Source organism: Allokutzneria multivorans (genome assembly GCF_039537405.1).
GTDB lineage: Bacteria > Actinomycetota > Actinomycetes > Mycobacteriales > Pseudonocardiaceae > Allokutzneria > Allokutzneria multivorans.
Genome location: NZ_BAABAL010000019.1, coordinates 943,557 through 959,392 on the forward strand (window position 1 = coordinate 943,557; position 15,836 = coordinate 959,392).

Annotated in this window: 17 protein-coding genes; 5 read left to right on the top strand and 12 right to left on the bottom strand. The window is 71.6% G+C overall.

What is annotated here, in order from left to right; translation table 11 throughout:
• Window positions 1–47: 47 nt before the first annotated feature.
• Window positions 48–1,340 (top strand): glycoside hydrolase 5 family protein, encoded by a 1,293-nt coding sequence (locus ABD798_RS32490; RefSeq protein ID WP_344883541.1) that lies wholly within the window; start codon window positions 48–50, stop codon window positions 1,338–1,340.
• A gap of 33 nt (window positions 1,341–1,373) precedes the next feature.
• Here ABD798_RS32490 and ABD798_RS32495 read toward each other — a convergent pair whose 3' ends face one another.
• Window positions 1,374–1,904 (bottom strand): M48 metallopeptidase family protein, encoded by a 531-nt coding sequence (locus tag ABD798_RS32495; RefSeq protein WP_344883543.1) that lies wholly within the window; start codon window positions 1,902–1,904, stop codon window positions 1,374–1,376.
• A gap of 202 nt (window positions 1,905–2,106) precedes the next feature.
• On the opposite strand from ABD798_RS32495, the gene ABD798_RS32500 reads away from it, so the two are divergent.
• The 3 genes from ABD798_RS32500 (at window position 2,107) to ABD798_RS32510 (ending at window position 4,869) form a co-directional block, all read left to right on the top strand.
• Window positions 2,107–2,259: a DUF5679 domain-containing protein gene (locus tag ABD798_RS32500; RefSeq protein ID WP_246843059.1), complete on the top strand. Its 153-nt coding sequence runs from the start codon at window positions 2,107–2,109 to the stop codon at window positions 2,257–2,259.
• A 173-nt stretch (window positions 2,260–2,432) separates the two neighbouring features.
• The gene (locus tag ABD798_RS32505) at window positions 2,433–3,455 is read left to right on the top strand and encodes a hypothetical protein (protein WP_344883545.1); all 1,023 of its coding nucleotides are present in this window, start codon (window positions 2,433–2,435) and stop codon (window positions 3,453–3,455) included.
• Between the two features lie 97 nt (window positions 3,456–3,552).
• Window positions 3,553–4,869, top strand: a complete 1,317-nt coding sequence (locus tag ABD798_RS32510; RefSeq protein ID WP_344883548.1) for an ABC1 kinase family protein — start codon at window positions 3,553–3,555, stop codon at window positions 4,867–4,869.
• A gap of 20 nt (window positions 4,870–4,889) precedes the next feature.
• Here ABD798_RS32510 and ABD798_RS32515 read toward each other — a convergent pair whose 3' ends face one another.
• The 9 genes from ABD798_RS32515 to ABD798_RS32555 form a co-directional block, all read right to left on the bottom strand.
• Complete coding sequence (locus ABD798_RS32515) at window positions 4,890–5,072, bottom strand: hypothetical protein (RefSeq protein ID WP_344883551.1); 183 nt, start codon at window positions 5,070–5,072, stop codon at window positions 4,890–4,892.
• 9 nt (window positions 5,073–5,081) lie between these two features.
• Window positions 5,082–5,966, bottom strand: coding sequence for a class I SAM-dependent methyltransferase (locus ABD798_RS32520; protein WP_344883554.1), 885 nt, complete (start codon window positions 5,964–5,966; stop codon window positions 5,082–5,084).
• 440 nt (window positions 5,967–6,406) lie between these two features.
• Complete coding sequence (locus tag ABD798_RS32525) at window positions 6,407–6,532, bottom strand: hypothetical protein (RefSeq protein ID WP_344883557.1); 126 nt, start codon at window positions 6,530–6,532, stop codon at window positions 6,407–6,409.
• A 95-nt stretch (window positions 6,533–6,627) separates the two neighbouring features.
• Window positions 6,628–6,957, bottom strand: coding sequence for a WhiB family transcriptional regulator (locus ABD798_RS32530; protein ID WP_344883722.1), 330 nt, complete (start codon window positions 6,955–6,957; stop codon window positions 6,628–6,630).
• A gap of 160 nt (window positions 6,958–7,117) precedes the next feature.
• Window positions 7,118–7,381 carry a hypothetical protein gene (locus ABD798_RS32535; protein WP_344883560.1) on the bottom strand — a complete coding sequence of 88 codons (264 nt, stop codon included), beginning with the start codon at window positions 7,379–7,381 and terminating at the stop codon, window positions 7,118–7,120.
• A gap of 127 nt (window positions 7,382–7,508) precedes the next feature.
• Entirely contained in the window at window positions 7,509–9,665 is a 2,157-nt protein-coding gene (locus ABD798_RS32540) for an ATP-dependent DNA helicase UvrD2 (protein ID WP_344883563.1), read from the bottom strand.
• A 78-nt stretch (window positions 9,666–9,743) separates the two neighbouring features.
• Window positions 9,744–10,649 (bottom strand): NAD(+) diphosphatase, encoded by a 906-nt coding sequence (gene nudC, locus ABD798_RS32545; RefSeq protein ID WP_344883566.1) that lies wholly within the window; start codon window positions 10,647–10,649, stop codon window positions 9,744–9,746.
• Window positions 10,646–12,004: a M16 family metallopeptidase gene (locus tag ABD798_RS32550; protein ID WP_344883570.1), complete on the bottom strand. Its 1,359-nt coding sequence runs from the start codon at window positions 12,002–12,004 to the stop codon at window positions 10,646–10,648. The genes nudC and ABD798_RS32550 overlap by 4 nt, the downstream gene beginning before the upstream one ends.
• Window positions 12,001–13,287: a M16 family metallopeptidase gene (locus ABD798_RS32555; RefSeq protein ID WP_344883573.1), complete on the bottom strand. Its 1,287-nt coding sequence runs from the start codon at window positions 13,285–13,287 to the stop codon at window positions 12,001–12,003. Before ABD798_RS32555 ends, ABD798_RS32550 begins: the two co-directional genes overlap by 4 nt.
• Before the next feature lie 117 nt (window positions 13,288–13,404).
• Between ABD798_RS32555 and ABD798_RS32560 the strand changes: the two genes are divergently transcribed.
• Window positions 13,405–14,352, top strand: coding sequence for a neutral zinc metallopeptidase (locus ABD798_RS32560; protein WP_344883576.1), 948 nt, complete (start codon window positions 13,405–13,407; stop codon window positions 14,350–14,352).
• A gap of 103 nt (window positions 14,353–14,455) precedes the next feature.
• On the opposite strand, the gene ABD798_RS32565 is transcribed toward ABD798_RS32560, so the two are convergent.
• Together ABD798_RS32565 and ABD798_RS32570 are read right to left on the bottom strand one after the other, a co-directional pair.
• The gene (locus tag ABD798_RS32565; protein ID WP_344883579.1) at window positions 14,456–15,175 is read right to left on the bottom strand and encodes an ESX secretion-associated protein EspG; all 720 of its coding nucleotides are present in this window, start codon (window positions 15,173–15,175) and stop codon (window positions 14,456–14,458) included.
• 98 nt (window positions 15,176–15,273) lie between these two features.
• The gene (locus ABD798_RS32570) at window positions 15,274–15,744 is read right to left on the bottom strand and encodes a hypothetical protein (protein ID WP_344883582.1); all 471 of its coding nucleotides are present in this window, start codon (window positions 15,742–15,744) and stop codon (window positions 15,274–15,276) included.
• Window positions 15,745–15,836 lie beyond the last annotated feature (92 nt).

Genomic DNA, 15,836 nt, shown 5'->3' on the forward strand with positions numbered 1-15,836 from the left:
GCTGGTTTCGCCGCCGCGACAACGATGTCAGCCTCAGGGAGTCCACTGTGGACAGACGAACGGTGCTGCGCGGGATGGCGGCCGCGCCCGTCGCGGGAGCGTCCTTCACCGGGACGGCGGCGGCGAGCGCGCCGAAGCGCCGCGTCCGGCTCGGCGTCAACTACGTGCCCAGCCGGAACTGGTGGTTCAGCTGGTCGGACTGGGACCGCCGGTCACTGGTCCGCGACCTCGCCGCCATCGCCGGGCTGGGCATGGACCACATCCGGATCATGTGTCTCTGGCCGGACTTCCAGCCCAACACCGGGCACGTGCGCGGCGAGATGCTCGACCGGCTCGCCGAGCTGCTCGACCTCGCCGACGCGGTCCGGCTGGACGTCGAGGTCACCGTGTTCAACGGCGCGCTGAGCGGGTTCCTCTTCGTGCCGCCGTGGTTGCTGGACAACAGCACCGGCAAGGCCCGCAACATGTTCACCGACCCGACCGCGCTCGCCGCGCAGCACGCGCTGCTGGAGGCGATCGCCGCGCGGATCGGCACGCACCGCCGCTTCCTCGGCTTCGACCTGTCCAACGAGGTGAACTGGTTCGCCCAGCCGCTGGGCATGGCCATCACCCCGCAGCAGGGCGACGCCTGGCACTCCGCCCTGTTCGCCACCTGCGAACGCGTGGCGCCGGGCAGGCTGCACGTCTCCGGGATCGACCACTACCCGTGGCTCAACAACGCCTACTTCACCCGCGAGGGCCTCGCCACCAGCGGCACGGCGACCGCGTGCCACACGTGGGCGGGCTGGACCAACGTCATCCAGCGCTACGGCCCGCTCTCCACCCCCTCCCTGCACTACTCGGAGTACTTCGTCGAACTGCTCAAGGCCTTCCACACCGACCTGCGCCGCCCGGTGTGGATCGAGGAGACCGGGGTGTCCACGAAGTGGATGGACGCCGCGGTGATCCCGGAGTGGACCGAGCGCTCCATCCGCAACATGGCCGGCTGCGGCGAGCTGTTCGGCATCACCTGGTGGTGCTCGCACGACCTGAACCCGGGGCTGGCCGGTTTCAACCCGCTGGAGTACGACCTCGGCCTCATCGACCCGCGCGGTGCCCGCAAGCCGATCGGTTCCGTCATCGCCCGCCTGGCCGCCGAGTTCGACCGCCACCCTCCGCAGGTGCTGCCGCGCCCGGTCGCGCTGGTGCTGCCCGAGGGCGCCGTACCCGATCTCTCCTTCCTGGTGGCCTGGGCGAAGCTGGTGGACCAGGGCGTTCGACCGGCGATCGTCCGGCAGAGCCGCAGCACCGACGCGTGGTACCTCTCGGCCCGCCGGATCGACCGGCTGGTCGTGCCCTGAGCCTCTCGCCCCGATCGCACCGGGCCGGTTCGGCTAGTCCTCCACCTCGATCCCCCAGCCCGCCGCGGCCGACAGCCCCTCCAGGTAACCGACCGCGCGCTCGGTGCGCGGGTAGTTGTGCACCAGCTCCCAGAACCTCGGCCCGTGGCCGGGCACGAGCAGGTGCGTCAGCTCGTGCACCAGCACGTAGTCGAGGACCCACGGCGGCACGTCGCGCAGCCGCTCGCTGATCCTGATGGTGCGGTCGCTCGGCGTGCAGGACGCCCAGCGGGTGCGCATCGGTGGCACCCAGCGGACGCTCGCCGGGTGCGCCTTCCCGCCCAGGTAGCGGGCGGAGAGGTTGGCGCAGCGCAGGAGCAGCGCCTCATCGGACTCCCGCGCGGGCGAGCGCCGTTTCGTCTCGCTGCGCTGGAGCCTGGCCAGCATCTCGGCCACCCAGTGCTCTTCCTCGGACCTGCTCATCCTCGCCGGGATGAGCACGATGACCTTGTCCCCGTCTCGGTACGCGGTGACCGTGCGCCGTCGTCGCGTGCTTCGACGGACTTCAACTTCCGCCTGTGTCACGAGGAGAACGCTACGACGAGGCACCGACAGCGTGCTCCTGTTTGTCCACACCTCGTCGGCGCAATCACACGTTGGACGTGTCATGCGCGCATCTACATAGATGCACAGGTAGCGTGACGCCGAGTCGCGAGCACGGACGGTGAGACGTGCTCACGGTGCTCCCGTCTCACCGCGGGGGCAGTCCGAGCAAGGGAGGGAAGCCGTGGCGGAGTCGTACAACGGCTACTGCGTCAAGTGCCGCGAAAAGCGGGACTTCCAGGGAGAAGTCGAGGAAAAGAACGGTCGGAGGATGGCGAAGGGCCTCTGTCCGACGTGCGGTACGAAGATGACCCGGATCCTCGGCAAGGCGTCGTAGCGCGGGGTTTCCTCGGGGGTGGCCTTGGGGTCGACGCGACCCGGAGGCCACTCTCCGTAATCAGTCCGACGCGCCGACCGGCCCGTCAAGAGTCACCCGCAGCCTGTGGACAACTCCCCTTCCCTGTGGACAACCGTTTGCCGGGCTGGACAACCGGTGCCACCGTCGGATACATGGCGTCCACCCCCTCCCCCACAACCCCGGTCCCTTCCTTCCCGGCGATCGCCCGGAAGAAGAACCTCCCGCCGAGACGGCCCCTGCCCCGGCGGCCCCGCCTGCTCCCGGGTCTGCCCGTCCTCTGGCGCGGCGACAGCACGGTGCAGATCGGCGTCGATCCGCGCCGCGCCGTGGTGGTCGACGAGCTCTCGCCGGACATGGCCCGCGCGCTGCGCGAACTCGACGGCAGGCACACCCTCCGGCACCTGCTCGGCCTCCGGGACGACGACGAGGTCGGGACCCAGTCCGAACTCGCCGGGCTGCTGATCGCCCTCGACCACGCGGGCGTGCTGGACCAGGACGCCACCGACCTCCCCGCGGCCCGGCAGCGGGAGCCCCCACCAGGCCTGATGACCGACGCGGGTGCCTGGGCCCTCCGGCTCGGACGCGCCTGCGGCGACATCCTGGCCGAGCGGGACAGGACCACGGTTCACGTGCACGGCTCGGGCAGGACCGCCGACGCGATGGCGGCACTGCTGCGCTCGGCCGGGCTCGGCAACGTGCGCCGCATCGCCACCCGTGCCCGCTCGACCCCTGACTTCGTGGTGCTGACCGGCTCGGTCGTGCGCGACCAGGAGCTGAGGGCGGAGCTGATGTCCAACGGCATCCCGCACCTGGCCGTCGAGCTGCACGAGACCAGCGCGCTCGTGGGGCCGTTCGTCGTCCCGGGCCGAACGAGCTGCCTGACCTGCGTCGACCTGTGGCGCAGCGATCGAGATCCGGGATGGGGCCTGGTGTCCAGCCAGCTCGGGGCCCTGCCCTCCGCCGAGGAGCTGGTCTGCGCCCACGCGGCGGCCGCCGTGGCGACCGGCCAGCTGCTGCTGATGCTGTCCCACCCCGGCGGGGCGAACGGGCTGCCGCCGACGTGGAACGCGGCGATCGAGCTCGACCCCGTGCGGGGCAAGACCTTCCTGCGCCACCTGCCGCCGCACCGCGGCTGCGCCTGTGGCGGGGCCGAAGGGAGGTCTGCTTACATGTAGGCAAGCAACCCACCACCGCTCGGGCCACCTGGACGCGTGCCCGCCGAGCCCCGGGAAACGGCTGCGTCGGGCGGACCTCTCGGGAGAGAATCGACCAGTGACAGAGATCCCGCGCCGCGCCGTGCACCGCACCGCGAAGCTCGCCAGCCTGCCGCTCGGTGCCGCGGGGCGGGTCGCCGCGGGGTGGGGCAAGCGACTGGTCGGGCGCAGCTCCGACGAGGTCAGCGCCGAGTTCTCGGCCAAGACGGCCGAGCAGGTGTTCGCCGTCCTCGGCCAGCTCAAGGGCGGGGCCATGAAGTTCGGCCAGGCCCTGAGCGTGTTCGAGGCCGCCGTTCCTGAGGAGATGGCGGCGCCCTACCGCGAGGCGCTCACCAAGCTCCAGTCGGCCGCGCCCGCGCTGCCCGCGAAGACGGTGCACCGGGTGCTCGCCGAGCAGCTCGGCCGGTCCTGGGAGCAGCGGTTCTCCTCCTTCGACGACGTGCCCGCCGCCGCGGCGAGCATCGGCCAGGTGCACCGGGCGACGTGGCACGACGGCCGCGAGGTCGCGGTGAAGGTGCAGTACCCCGGCGCGGACGAGGCTCTGCTCGCCGACCTCCGGCAGCTGGAGCGGTTCTCCCGGTTGTTCCGGGCGCTGATCCCCGGCCTGGAGGTGAAGCCGCTGCTCGCGGAGCTGCGCGAGCGGATGGTGGAGGAGCTGGACTACCGCATCGAGGCCGACAACCAGCGGGCCTTCGCCAAGGGCTTCGTCGACGATGAGCACATCGTGGTGCCCAGGGTGGTGGCCAGCGCGCCCAAGGTCATGGTCTCGGAGTGGGTCGAGGGCACACCGCTGTCAGCGACGATCAAGGACGGCACGCGGGAGGAGCGCGACGCCGCGGGCTACCTGCTGTCGCTGTTCCACTTCTCGGCACCCGAGCGCACCGGTCTGCTGCACGCCGACCCGCACCCCGGCAACTTCATGGTGCTGCCGGACGGCAGGCTGTGCGTGATCGACTTCGGCGCGGTCGCGCGGTTGCCGGAGGGGCTGCCGCACACGCTCGGCGTGCTGACCAGGCTGGCGTTGCAGGGCAGGTCCGAGGACCTGATGGAGCTGCTGCGCACCGAGCGCTTCCTCGGCAGGGACACCGACCTGGACGCCCAGGACGTGCTCAGCTACCTGGCGCCGTTCGTCGAGCCGATGGGTGCGGAGCGGTTCCGCTTCACCAGGAGCTGGTTGCAGCGCCAGGCGGAGCGGATCAGCAACCTGCGCGGCGCGGACTTCCGCACCGGGCGGTTCCTGAACCTGCCGCCGAGCTACCTGCTGATCCACCGGGTGACGATGGGCTCCATCGGCATCCTGTGCCAGCTGGACGCCGAGGTGCCCGCGCGCGAGATCGTCACGCGCTGGCAGCCCGGGTTCGCCGACGAGAACTGAGGTTCCAGCACCGGGACGGGTCAGGCCCACCACTCGCTGGGCAGCTTGCTCTCGATGTCGCGCACGTGCGTCCGCGCGCAGTCGGGGCACAGCCAGCGGGTACGGCCGCTGTCGCGGTCGCTGACCCAGGCCAGCGCCGCGGTCGGATCGCCGTCGAGGTCGCGGACGGTGCCGCAGCGGTGGCAGGCGACGGGCTCGCTCATGGCTGGAGGCTACGCGAGCGGCCTGCGGCCGAGGTGGACCGTGTTGGCCTGCAACCAGAACAGGTCCTCGCGGTCGGCGAGGCTGAGCTGGTCGCCGGGATCGAGCATGCGGTCGAGCAGCGCGGTGTCCTCGGCGGAGCACCAGCCCTGGGTGGTGCTCCGCAACCAGCGGACACGATCGATCACGGTCGTTCGGTCGGCCTCGCTCAGCGGGGCCGGGCGGTCGAAGAGGTAGCTGAACGCGGTCACGTCGACGAGGCCGACGCCGCGGAGCACGCTGCTCCAGCCCTCGGTCAGCGGGACCGAACCGGTCATGTCGGCGCGCATCGCCTTGAACCACTGGGTGTTCGCGACGTCCAACCGCTGTTGCAGCCCCGGTTCGCCCGCCCCGAGGTCGTTGGCGAGGAAGCGCGCGGGCAGGCCGCCCTCCGCCAGCGCCAGCCGACCGCCGGGAGCGAGGGCGGCGGCGAGGTTGCGTACGCCCTGCCGTTCGTCGGGCAGGTGGTGCACGACGTGCGAGGCCCAGATGAGGTCAGCGGCGGGCAGCCGCCGGGCCAGCTCGGGGTCGGCGGCATCGCCGTGCACGGCGACCACCTCGACGTCGGAGCCCGCCACCGCGCGGACGCTCTCCTCGGCGGCGGCGAGCAGCTCCGGTACGGCGTCGACCAGCACCACGGTGGCGCCGGGCTTTCCGGCCGCGCGCAACGCCCCAGCGAAGGAGCTCGCCCAACCACCGGAGCCGGAGCCCATGTCGATCACCGTGCGAACGCTGTCGTCGACGAGGCGCGCGGCGACTTCGGCGCGCGCCGTCGCGGTCAGCAGGTCCGCCCTGCGCAGCTCGGTGAGCCGGCTCGGCCAGTCGATGTTGTCGTGCGCGTGCGCGTGGGAGCCCATGGGCTGACCGTACCGACGCGCGCGAGCGGCTTGCCCGGCTCGGCCAACCCGTTGCCCCGCAAGTGGTCGAGCCGAGGACTCCGGTGCCGGAGCCGCCGGGGTTGGAGTGTCTTCAAGACCAGCGAACCCCTCTTTCGATCATCGTCAACCGCCGCACACCCTCTGTCGCGGCCCGAGGGTTTGCCGTCGTTGGAGACAGCTGGGGCAGGGGTTGGGGGTACTTGAAGACCGGCGAACCGATGGCGTGCGGGGCGCGGATCGGCGATGTTTCCGCGTGGTCGGCAAGCGTGTGGTCGGCGAGAGCGTGGTGAGCGAGAGCGTGGTGGGCGGGGGCGCAACGGCGACGGGCGCCGTCCTGGGAGGACGACGCCCGTCATCTGGTGTTCATCGCAGTGAAGTGGATCTTGTTGGGGCGGAAGGGTTCCCGCCCCAACGCGGGATCAGAGCGAGGACCGGTGGCGGTCCGCCCTGCGGTTGGCCACCGAGGCCAGCCACTGCCACCGCTGCGCGGCGGACATGCGGCGGGCTTGTCGCTCGTGCGCGGCGGAGTGCTCCGCCTCCCGCATTCGTTGACGGGTTAGATGCTCATGAAGAAACATGTTCGAAGCCACCCTTTGGTGAAGATCGTTGTTGGTCATCGCGTCGAAGTAGATGTGGTCGTTCATGCGGCTGCCTCCTGCTTCACGGTGACGCCGGCGGCGCCGACGGTGGTCTCCTTGCGCGGACGGCCACGGGGCCGCTTGCGCGCGATCACCGCGCCGCGCTCGAAGATCTCCCCACCCCAGACGCCCCAGGGCTCGCGCCGCGCGAGCGCTCCGGCGAGGCACTCGGCCCGGACGGGGCAGTCGACGCAGAGCGTCTTGGCGCGGTCGAGGTCGTTCGGGGTGTCGGCGAACCAGAGGTCCGCGTCGCCCACTCGGCAGGGCAGGTTGCTCGCCGCGTCGAAGACGTCGGCGGTTCCGTAGTCGGGAACGGACCCGACCTCGGGGATCGTTCCGCAAGGCGGAACGGTCGCGGTCAACACAGTGTTCTCCTCGGTTGTTCCTGTGTTTCTCATGGGTGTTTCTCGGGGTGTTTCTTTGTGCGGAAATGACGAAGGCCGCGAACCGACTTGCGGTCCGCGGCCTTCGTGAGCCTGTGTCCTGACGGTGTCAGGGACTTCGGTCCACTGGTACGGACGAGCAAGCACGGACGTTCTGCCGAACATCAACGGGCTGGTCTTCACGGGTCACGTGCAGAGCGAGGGACGGAGCGGCAACGGGCAGACCGGTGCCCAACGGCTTCAGCGCGACTGGGGCGGTGATGGTCCACGCGCCACCCCTGGACTTCATGCCGCCGCCGATGGGCGCGGACATGCCAATGACCCCGGCGAAGGAGGGGTAGCCCGCGAGCGAGAGGTTCTTGGTGATCTTCACTGCGGCCACCTCCTTTCCGAGGTCATCTGGGCCCGAGCGAACTCGGGCGTTTTCACGTGTGGATGTCGGGAGCCGGGGCTCCCGTCCTTTGCAGGCTATGTCTCGCGTGCCAGGGCGTGCAACCGAATTATTCGAGTTGGTCCTCACTCGCCCGGATGAGTGACGAAGAGCCACCGTCCGAGCCCCCAGCGTGCACGAGATCGAGCACGTCAGAACCATACTTGTCCAACTTCGACGCGCCAATACCCGAGATGCCCACAAGGGCGGCGACGGTGGTCGGGCGCTGCTCGGCGATGGCCATCAGGGTCGCGTCCGTGAACACCACGTAGGCCGGGACCTTGAGCTGCTTCGCGCGGTCGGCGCGCCACGTCTTGAGCCTGCCGAGCAGCTGTTCGTCCACATCGGACGGACAGCTCGCGCACCTGCCGAGCTTGACCGCGACGCTGCCGATGAGCGGACCCGCGCAGGTGCGGCACTCCGGCTTCGCGGCGTCCCTGCGCAGCGAGGACGCGCCGGCGACCGTGCCCTTGGCTGGCAGGGCGGCCGGGTGGTCGTCGGGGACGAGCCCGTAGAGGAAGCGGCTGCGGCGCCTCGGCCTGCCGCCCCCACCGGCCGAGCGCGTCAGCGCCCACGACAGCCACAGGTGCTCGCGGGCGCGCGTGACGCCGACGTAGAAGAGCCTGCGCTCCTCCTCGATCCCTTCGGAGCCTCCCGAAGCGTCGGAGAGCACGTGCTGGATCGGCAGGGTGCCCTCGGTGAGCCCGACGAGGAACACCGCGTCCCACTCCAGGCCCTTCGCCGCGTGCAGCGAGGCGAGGGTCACGCCCTCCACGGTCGGCGGGTGCTGGGCCTCAGCGCGCAGCACCAGCTCGCCGACGAAGCGGGGCAGGTCGGCGTCCTCGACGGCGGCGGCGAACTCCTCGGCCAGTTCGACGAGCGCGAGCAGGGACTCCCACTTCTCCCGCATCGCGCCACCGGTCGGCGGCTCGTCGGTGAGGCCGATGGTGGAGAGCAGCTTGCGCACCACGTCCGGCAGCGTGTTCGCGCCGATCTCCAGCTCACCGTTGGAACGCAGCACGTGCATGGCCTGGCGGACCTCTGGGCGGTGGAAGAACCGCTCGCCGCCGCGCACCTGGTACGGGATCTCGGCCTCGGTCAGGGCCTGCTCGTAGACCTCCGACTGCGCGTTGACGCGGTAGAGCACCGCGACCTCGCTGGCGGAGACACCCGCATCGAGCAGCTTGCGGATGCGCCGTACGACCGCGCGCGCCTCGGCGTTCTCGTCGTCGAACTCGGCGAAGTGCGGTTGCGGGCCGTCGGGCCGCTGGCCGATCAGTTGCAGGCGTGAGCCCGCCGGACGCCCGCGCGCGGCGCCGATGACCTTGTTGGCCAGCGCCACGACCTGCGGCGTGGAGCGGTAGTCGCGTTCGAGCCGGACCACGACGGCCTCGGGGAAGCGCTTGGAGAAGTCCAGCAGCGGGCGCGGCGAGGCTCCCGCGAAGGAGTAGATCGTCTGGTTCGCGTCGCCGACCACGGTGAGGTCGTCGCGGTTGCCGAGCCAGGCGTCGAGCACGCGCTGCTGGAGCGGGGTGACGTCCTGGTACTCGTCGACCACGAAGCAGCGGTAGCGCTCGCGGAACTCCCCAGCGACGTCGTGGTGCTCCTCCAGCACGGCGGCGGTGTGCAGAAGCAGGTCGTCGAAGTCCATCGACCGCGCGCGGGTCTTCAGCGCCTCGTAGCCGGAGTACACGGCGGAGACCTGCTCGGCGGGGCCCGGGATCTCGCGGCCGATCTTGGCGGTGGCCGTGCCGTAGTCGTCGGGAGTGATCAGCGACGCCTTGGCCCACTCGATCTCGCTGGCGAAGTCGCGCAGGGACTCGCGGTCGGTCGGGGCGCCCGCACGCTGCGCCGCCTGGCCGACGAGGCGGAGCTTGCCGTCGAGCAGCTCCCACGGCGCGTCGCCGACGACCCTGGGCCAGAAGTAGCGCAGCTGGCGAAGCGCGGCGGCGTGGAAGGTCCGCGCCTGCGCGCCCTGGACGCCGAGCGCGCGCAGGCGCGTGCGCATCTCGCCCGCCGCGCGCGCGGTGAAGGTGACCGCGAGGACCTGGCCCGCCGCGACGTGACCGTTGTTGACCAGGTGCGCGATCCGGCGAGTGATCGTCCGCGTCTTGCCGGTGCCCGCGCCCGCGAGCACGCAGACCGGGCCGCGCGGCGCGTGCACCGCTTCCCGCTGCTCGGGATCGAGTCCTTCGCTCAGCCTGTTCCCGTGCTCCGAGTCGCCCACCGCCCCATACTCGCAGAGGCCGCGCGCCGGGGAGACGCGCGGCTCGGCGTGGGTGGATTTTGTTTCACAGGAACATGTTCAGAGCTGGACGTTCGCCCATGCTGCGAGCATGCGGTGGGCGATGGAGCTGGCGCCGGGCAGGCCGAGGCCGGGGATGGCGCCGCCCGCCGCGAAGGCCGCGCGGACCTCGTCGCGGTGCACCCACTTGGCGTGCTCGATCTCGTCCTCCGCGAGCACGAGCGGGGCGTCCCGGTCGGCGAGCGCGGAGAAGCCGACCATCAGCGAGCGCGGGAACGGCCACGGCTGGCTGCCGAGGTAGCGGACGGAGCGGACGGCGACGCCGACCTCCTCGCCGACCTCGCGCTCCACGCACGCCTCCAACGACTCGCCGACCTCGACGAAGCCCGCGAGCACCGAGTACCGCTCGGCGGGCCAGACCGGTTGGCGCGCGAGCAGGACGTGCGCGTCACCGTCGTGCACGAGGCAGATCACGGCGGGGTCGGTGCGCGGGTACTCCTCGTGCCCACAACCGGTGCACCGGCGAGCCCACCCGGCGCGCACGGCCTTCGTCGGAGAGCCGCAGCGCGCGCAGAAGTTGCTGTGGTCGTGCCACGCGAGCAGGCCGACGGCGGCCGTCATGAGCCCGGCGTCGGTGTCGCTGAGCAGGGCCCCGCACATCCGCAGGTCCTGCCAGTCCCCTGAGCCGGGATCCTCCGGGCCGGAACCGCGAACGGCCCAGTACGCAACCTCGTCCTGCACGCCGAGGAACACCGCGCCGTCCACGGGCGCCTCACCGAGGTCGCTGGTGCGGCCGAGGTGCAGCGCGTCGTCCACGAGCCGGGCGCGGCCGCGCTCGTCGATCACGACGAGCCCGGCCTCCTTCCACCCCTTGGCCAGCAGCTCGACGTCGCCCCGCGCGGCGTCCGCTCTGTCCACAGTGGACCGTGAAAGCGCGGGGAGGCCGTCGAGCACGAAGTCCGTCACGAGAGGACGACACCTCCGAGCCCGCGCAGCGGAGCCTCCAGCTTCGAGGCGTCGCCGACGACCACGCCGGTCCACGCGGTCGGCCGGAAGAACTCCGCGGCGGCCTCGGCGATCTGCTCGGCGGTGACCTCGCGCAGGCGGTCGGGGTGCGCCCACAGCCACTCCGCGCCGAGGCCGACCGAAGCCAGCCCGGCGAGGTTGCTGGCCAGCCCGGCCTGCGAGGAGACGCCGATGGACAGCGAGCCGACGAGGTAGCGGCGCACGGTGTCGACCTCGGACTCCGTCGGCGGCACCAGGCACATCCGGCCGAGCTCGTAGCGCGCTTCGAGGACGGCGGGCGCGGTGACCTCGCTCGCGGTGTCGCCGCTCAGGATGAGCGTCGCCTTGCCCGGCGTGAACTCGAACATCGAGTGCACCGAGTACGTGTAGCCCTTGTCCTCGCGGAGGTTCTCGACCACGCGCGAGGAGAAGAAGCCGCCGAAGGCGACGTTGGCCATCTGCAGCGCGGGGTAGCGCGGATCGGTGCGCGGAACCGCCTGCGTGCTCAGGCGCAGCTGCGACTGCACGGCGCCCGGACGGTCGACGAGGCGCAGGTCTCCGCCGGCGATGTCCGGCAACTGCGGCATCTCCACCGCGTTGGCGTCGGACTTCCACCCGAGGAGCTTCTCCGCGATCCGGTCGATGGCCCGGCGCGGCTCGACGTCACCGACGATCACGAGCACGGACCCGCGCGGGAGCACGGCGGTGCGGTGCAGCTCGCGGACGTCCTCGACGGTGACGGCCGCCGCGGCCTCCTCCGTCGGCACCTCCCTGGTGAACGGGTGGTCGCCGTAACGGTGGCGCTGCAACGCTTCCCTGGCGATGGTGCCGGGCTGCGAGCGCATCAGCGAGATCGAGCTGACCAGTCGCTCGCGCTCGCGGTAGACCTCCTGCTCGGGGTAGGCCGCCGCGGTCAGCAGGTCGGCGAGCACGTCCAGCTGGAGGTCCAGGCCGTCGACGAGGCCGTTCCAGGACAGCGTGAGGTGCTCGGGGTCGACGCCGACGCCCAGCGCGGCACCGACCCGCGCCAGGTCGCTGTCCAGCTCGACCATCGTGCGGTTGGCGGTGCCCGCGAGCAGCGTCGCGGACAGCAGCTCGGCCTGCGCGGCGTGCTCGGGCCGCTCCCCCGCGAACGGGATGGTGAGCCGGAACTCCACCATCGGCACCGTGGCGCGGCGCGCGGCGATCACGCGCAAACCGTTGTCCAGCACGGTGTCCACGAGCTCGGGCTCGACGGCGGCGCTCTGCGTGAGGAGGTCCGGCAGTGGGCGCGGACCGGCTTCGGTGCGGCCGATCTCGGCAGCGGTACGCGTCACTTGTCGCCTCCAGCGGGGGTCAGGGTCAGCACGGCGCGCGAGTCGGGCCGCAGGCCCTTGGCGGCCTTGGCCACGTCGTCCGGGGTCACGGCCGCGAGCAGGCTCGGCAGCTCGCCGATCAGCTCCGCTCGGCCGAACAGCAGCTCGGCCGAGCCGTAGTTCAGCGTCCGCGAGGTCAACCGGTCGTGCGCCCCGTGCAGCGTGGCCGCCCAGCGCGCGGTGATCCTGGCCAGCTCGTCGGCCTCGGGGCCGTGCGCGGCCAGCCGCTCCAGCTCCTCGTCGATCGCGCCGAGCACGCGCGCCTGCTCGACCTGGCCGGGGTGGATGGCCACGATCGCGAAGGTGTCCGGGTCGCGCGCGTCCAGCGAGCTGCCGAGCAGGCCGCAGCGCGCGCTGATCTCGATCACCAGCTCGTCGGTGTGCACCAACCGCTGCACCAGACGCGCGGAATCACCGTCGCTGAGCAGCGAGGACAGCACCATGTAGGCCAGGTAGCCGTTCATGTCGGTGCTCGGGTCGGGCAGCCGGTAGCCCACGGTCAGGCCGGGCAGCGTCGCGTGCTGGTCGACCTGCTCGCCGCGCAGCTCGGTGGTCGGCAGCGGCTCGGAGAAGGACGGGCGCGGCGGCACGGGGCGGGCCGTGACGTCGCCGAAGTGCTTGTGCACCAGGTCGATCGTCGGCTTGACCTCGAACTCGCCGGTCACCGTCAGCACGGCGTTGCCCGGCGCGTAGTAGGTGTCGAAGAACGCGGCGCAGTCGTCAAGGGTCGCCTGCTCCAGCTCGGCGAAGTCGCCGTAACCGTTGTGCGCGTTGGCGAAGGTGGAGTACAGCACCGGCGGCAGGGTGATCCACGGGAACCCGCCGTACGGCCGGTTCAGCACGTTGAGCCGGATCTCCTCCTTGACCACGTCGACCTGGTTGCGCAGGTTCTCCTCGGTGATCTTCGGGGCGCGCATCCGGTCGGCTTCCAGGAAGAGCATCCGCTCCAGCGCCGCGGACGGCGTGACCTGGTAGTAGTCGGTGTAGTCCTGGTGCGTCGAACCGTTGAAGGTGCCGCCGGAGCCCTGGACGTGCCGGAAGTGCGCGAGCTTCTCCAGGCTCTCGCTGCCCTGGAACATCAGGTGCTCGAAGAGGTGGGCGAACCCGGTGCGCCCCTCCGGTTCTGATCGGAACCCCACGTCGTAGTGCACGCTGACACCGACGACGGGCGCTGACGGGTCCGGAGCCAGGAGCACCCGCAACCCGTTGGGCAGGGTGAACCGGTGAAGCTGGGGTTGGGCCATGGCCGCAAGCCTATGCCCGCACGGCGACAGCGCCTCAGCCTATGCTTTCGAGGGCGTGCCCCGACCCCGGGACGTGCGTCTTCGGCCGATCCGATCCGGCGTGTGGAGGCCCCGACGATGACAGAGCCAGTCGAGCCGCCCCTTGAGGACCCGACGGCGCACTACCGGGGGCGCGGCAACTCGCCCCTGGTGATCACCCTCGTGGTGGTCGGACTGCTCGCGGGCACCCTCGGCTTCGCCGGACTGGCTCGCACGTGGGGCTCGACGCCGGACGTCGGCGACCCCGGACTGGCCGCGCTCCCGCCGACGAGCTCGTCGGGTCCCGACGAGAAGCCGGTTGCCCGGCCGAAGTACCGCCTCGCCGACCACCCGCTGCTGGCCGAGGGCCTCGGGCTCGGGCCGACCGACTGCCAGCTGCCCGCGTTCGGGCGCACCGAGGACCAGCTGCACGAGTACTACGCGGCCGGGCTGAAGTGCCTGGAGGCGGCGTGGACGCCGGTGTTGCAGGCGGCCAACCTGCCGACGCAGCAGGCGAAGCTGGACACCTCGCCGGACCTGCCGCGCAACCCCTGCGGTGAGCCGCCGAACGAGGACGAGGCGATCGCGATGTACTGCGGCGCCAACTTCACCATCTACATGCCGATCACCCGGTTGCAGCGCAACTACGGCTCCGGCCGCTCCGCCGCGTCGGGGCACCTCGCCACGCTGGCGCACGAGTACGGCCACCACGTGCAGGCCGTCAGCGGCATGCTCTCGGCGGCCAACCGGCAGCAGATCGACGCGGGCGAGTCCACCCCGACCGGCCGCGAGACCTCGCGCCGCATCGAGATGCAGGCGACCTGCTTCGCCGGGATGTTCTTCGCGGCCACCTCGGGTCGTGGTTCGGTGACCAAGTCGCTCGCGGACAGCGGGGTCGCGGACTTCCGCAGGATGGATGACACCTCGGTGCAGGGCAGCACCCACGGCAAGGCCAGCAACCAGGCGGCGTGGGCCAAGCGCGGGCACAAGGACAACCGCACGTCCTCGTGCAACACGTGGACGGCCTCGCCCGCCGAGGTCAGCTAGGCCCGTCCCGTCCGCGGCACCGCCGGGTTTCGGTGAGGGTTTGCCGTCGTTGGAGACCGCCGAGGCGGGGGTTTGTGGGTCTTGAAGACTGCGGAACCCCTGGCTAGCGCGCGGTGTCGGTGAGCAGGCGGCCGACCTGGTTGGTGAGGCGGGCGATGCCCCCGGGGGCGATGGTGGTCCAGGCGGGGCCGTTGTAGGTGGCGCGCTGCTCGATCAGGTAGCGGCCGTGGTCGGTGTCCACGAACGCGACCGCGTGGCCGCCGCGCTTCCTGCGGTTGGCGCCGTCGCGCACGGCCGAGGTGAACTGGCCGCCACCGACAACTCCGCTGAGCATCTCGCCGATCATGGCCGCGTCCGACTGCGCGATCCGCCGGTCGACCAGGCCGGCCGCGAGGTTCTCGCCGTCGGCGCACGCGGCGTCGAACACCGCGCTCGGCAGGCTCACCGAGCGCCCGGGGCCACCCCGCAGCGAGGGGACCGCGGTGACGATCGTCCTGGTCAGCGCCTTGCCGAAGATGCTGGTGAGGGTGATCTTGGGGCCGTCGCAGACCGCGAGGACGCCGTCGTCGCCGACCGCGGCGGCCATCACCCGGCGGCCGGGCTCCTGGCGCAGGGTGGCGTGCAGCTCCTGACGGCCGGTGGCCAGCACGGTCAGCAGCTCGCGCAGCCTCGGCTCGACCTGGGCGGCTCCGACCGTCGTCCTGCCGGTGAAGTGCGCGAAGGACTCGGGCAGCTGCCCCAGGTTGAGCCCGCGCCAACAGCGGTCGAACTCCTCCGCGGTGAGGGCGACGAGCGTCCTGGCCCGCGCGGGTCGGTGCGGCATCGGGCTCCTCTCCACGGCGGGCGGACCTGATTTTCCCGCTCCGACGCGAGGTCGTGCGCCCCGGTTCCCACCGTGACGAGGAGGAGATCAGTTGGTGATCAGGCGGGCTGCTCGGTGACGGTGCGCCGCCTGCCGTACCCGGCGAGCAGCAGCGCGTAGATCGCCCCCGCCACCCCGGCGACCGTGCACAGCACCGCGCGCAGCCGCTGGCCGAGCCCGCTTCCCGCCTGGCCGGTGCCGACCACCTGCACGACGAGGTTCTCCGTCACGGCAGGCAGCTTCTGCGGCACCTCGACCTGGAGCTGCTCGCCCTCGCGGCTGCCGCACGCGTCGAGCTTGGCGCGCATCGGCAGCCCGTCCACGCGGATCTCGATCCCGTCCCGCGCGTCACTGCCGCAGGCGACCGGCGCGACGACGGTGGCCGGGACCCGCTTGGTCGGCGCGAGGTCGCCCGAGGACGACCCCGTGACCAGCGGAAGCCCCCAGACCACGAGGGCGGCGCCGAGTCCGACAAGGCCGACGACGAGCAGGATCAGTCCCCAGCGAACCGGGGCAGGGCGAGCGACCACACCGAGGATGCTCCCAGACTCGCCTCGGCTAGTTGTACTGGCCTGGGACGTTGCGAACGGTCCGACACGTGATCGGATGATCTTGGAATAGG

What these genes read in the sequence shown, in the direction of transcription:
- ABD798_RS32525 (WP_344883557.1), bottom strand. Translation starts at nt 6,532, where the DNA reads ATGCGGGAGGCGGAGCACTCCGCCGCGCACGAGCGACAAGCCCGCCGC.
- ABD798_RS32505 (WP_344883545.1), top strand. Translation starts at nt 2,433, where the DNA reads ATGGCGTCCACCCCCTCCCCCACAACCCCGGTCCCTTCCTTCCCGGCG.
- ABD798_RS32515 (WP_344883551.1), bottom strand. Translation starts at nt 5,072, where the DNA reads ATGAGCGAGCCCGTCGCCTGCCACCGCTGCGGCACCGTCCGCGACCTC.
- ABD798_RS32555 (WP_344883573.1), bottom strand. Translation starts at nt 13,287, where the DNA reads ATGGCCCAACCCCAGCTTCACCGGTTCACCCTGCCCAACGGGTTGCGG.
- ABD798_RS32520 (WP_344883554.1), bottom strand. Translation starts at nt 5,966, where the DNA reads ATGGGCTCCCACGCGCACGCGCACGACAACATCGACTGGCCGAGCCGG.
- ABD798_RS32560 (WP_344883576.1), top strand. Translation starts at nt 13,405, where the DNA reads ATGACAGAGCCAGTCGAGCCGCCCCTTGAGGACCCGACGGCGCACTAC.
- ABD798_RS32565 (WP_344883579.1), bottom strand. Translation starts at nt 15,175, where the DNA reads ATGCCGCACCGACCCGCGCGGGCCAGGACGCTCGTCGCCCTCACCGCG.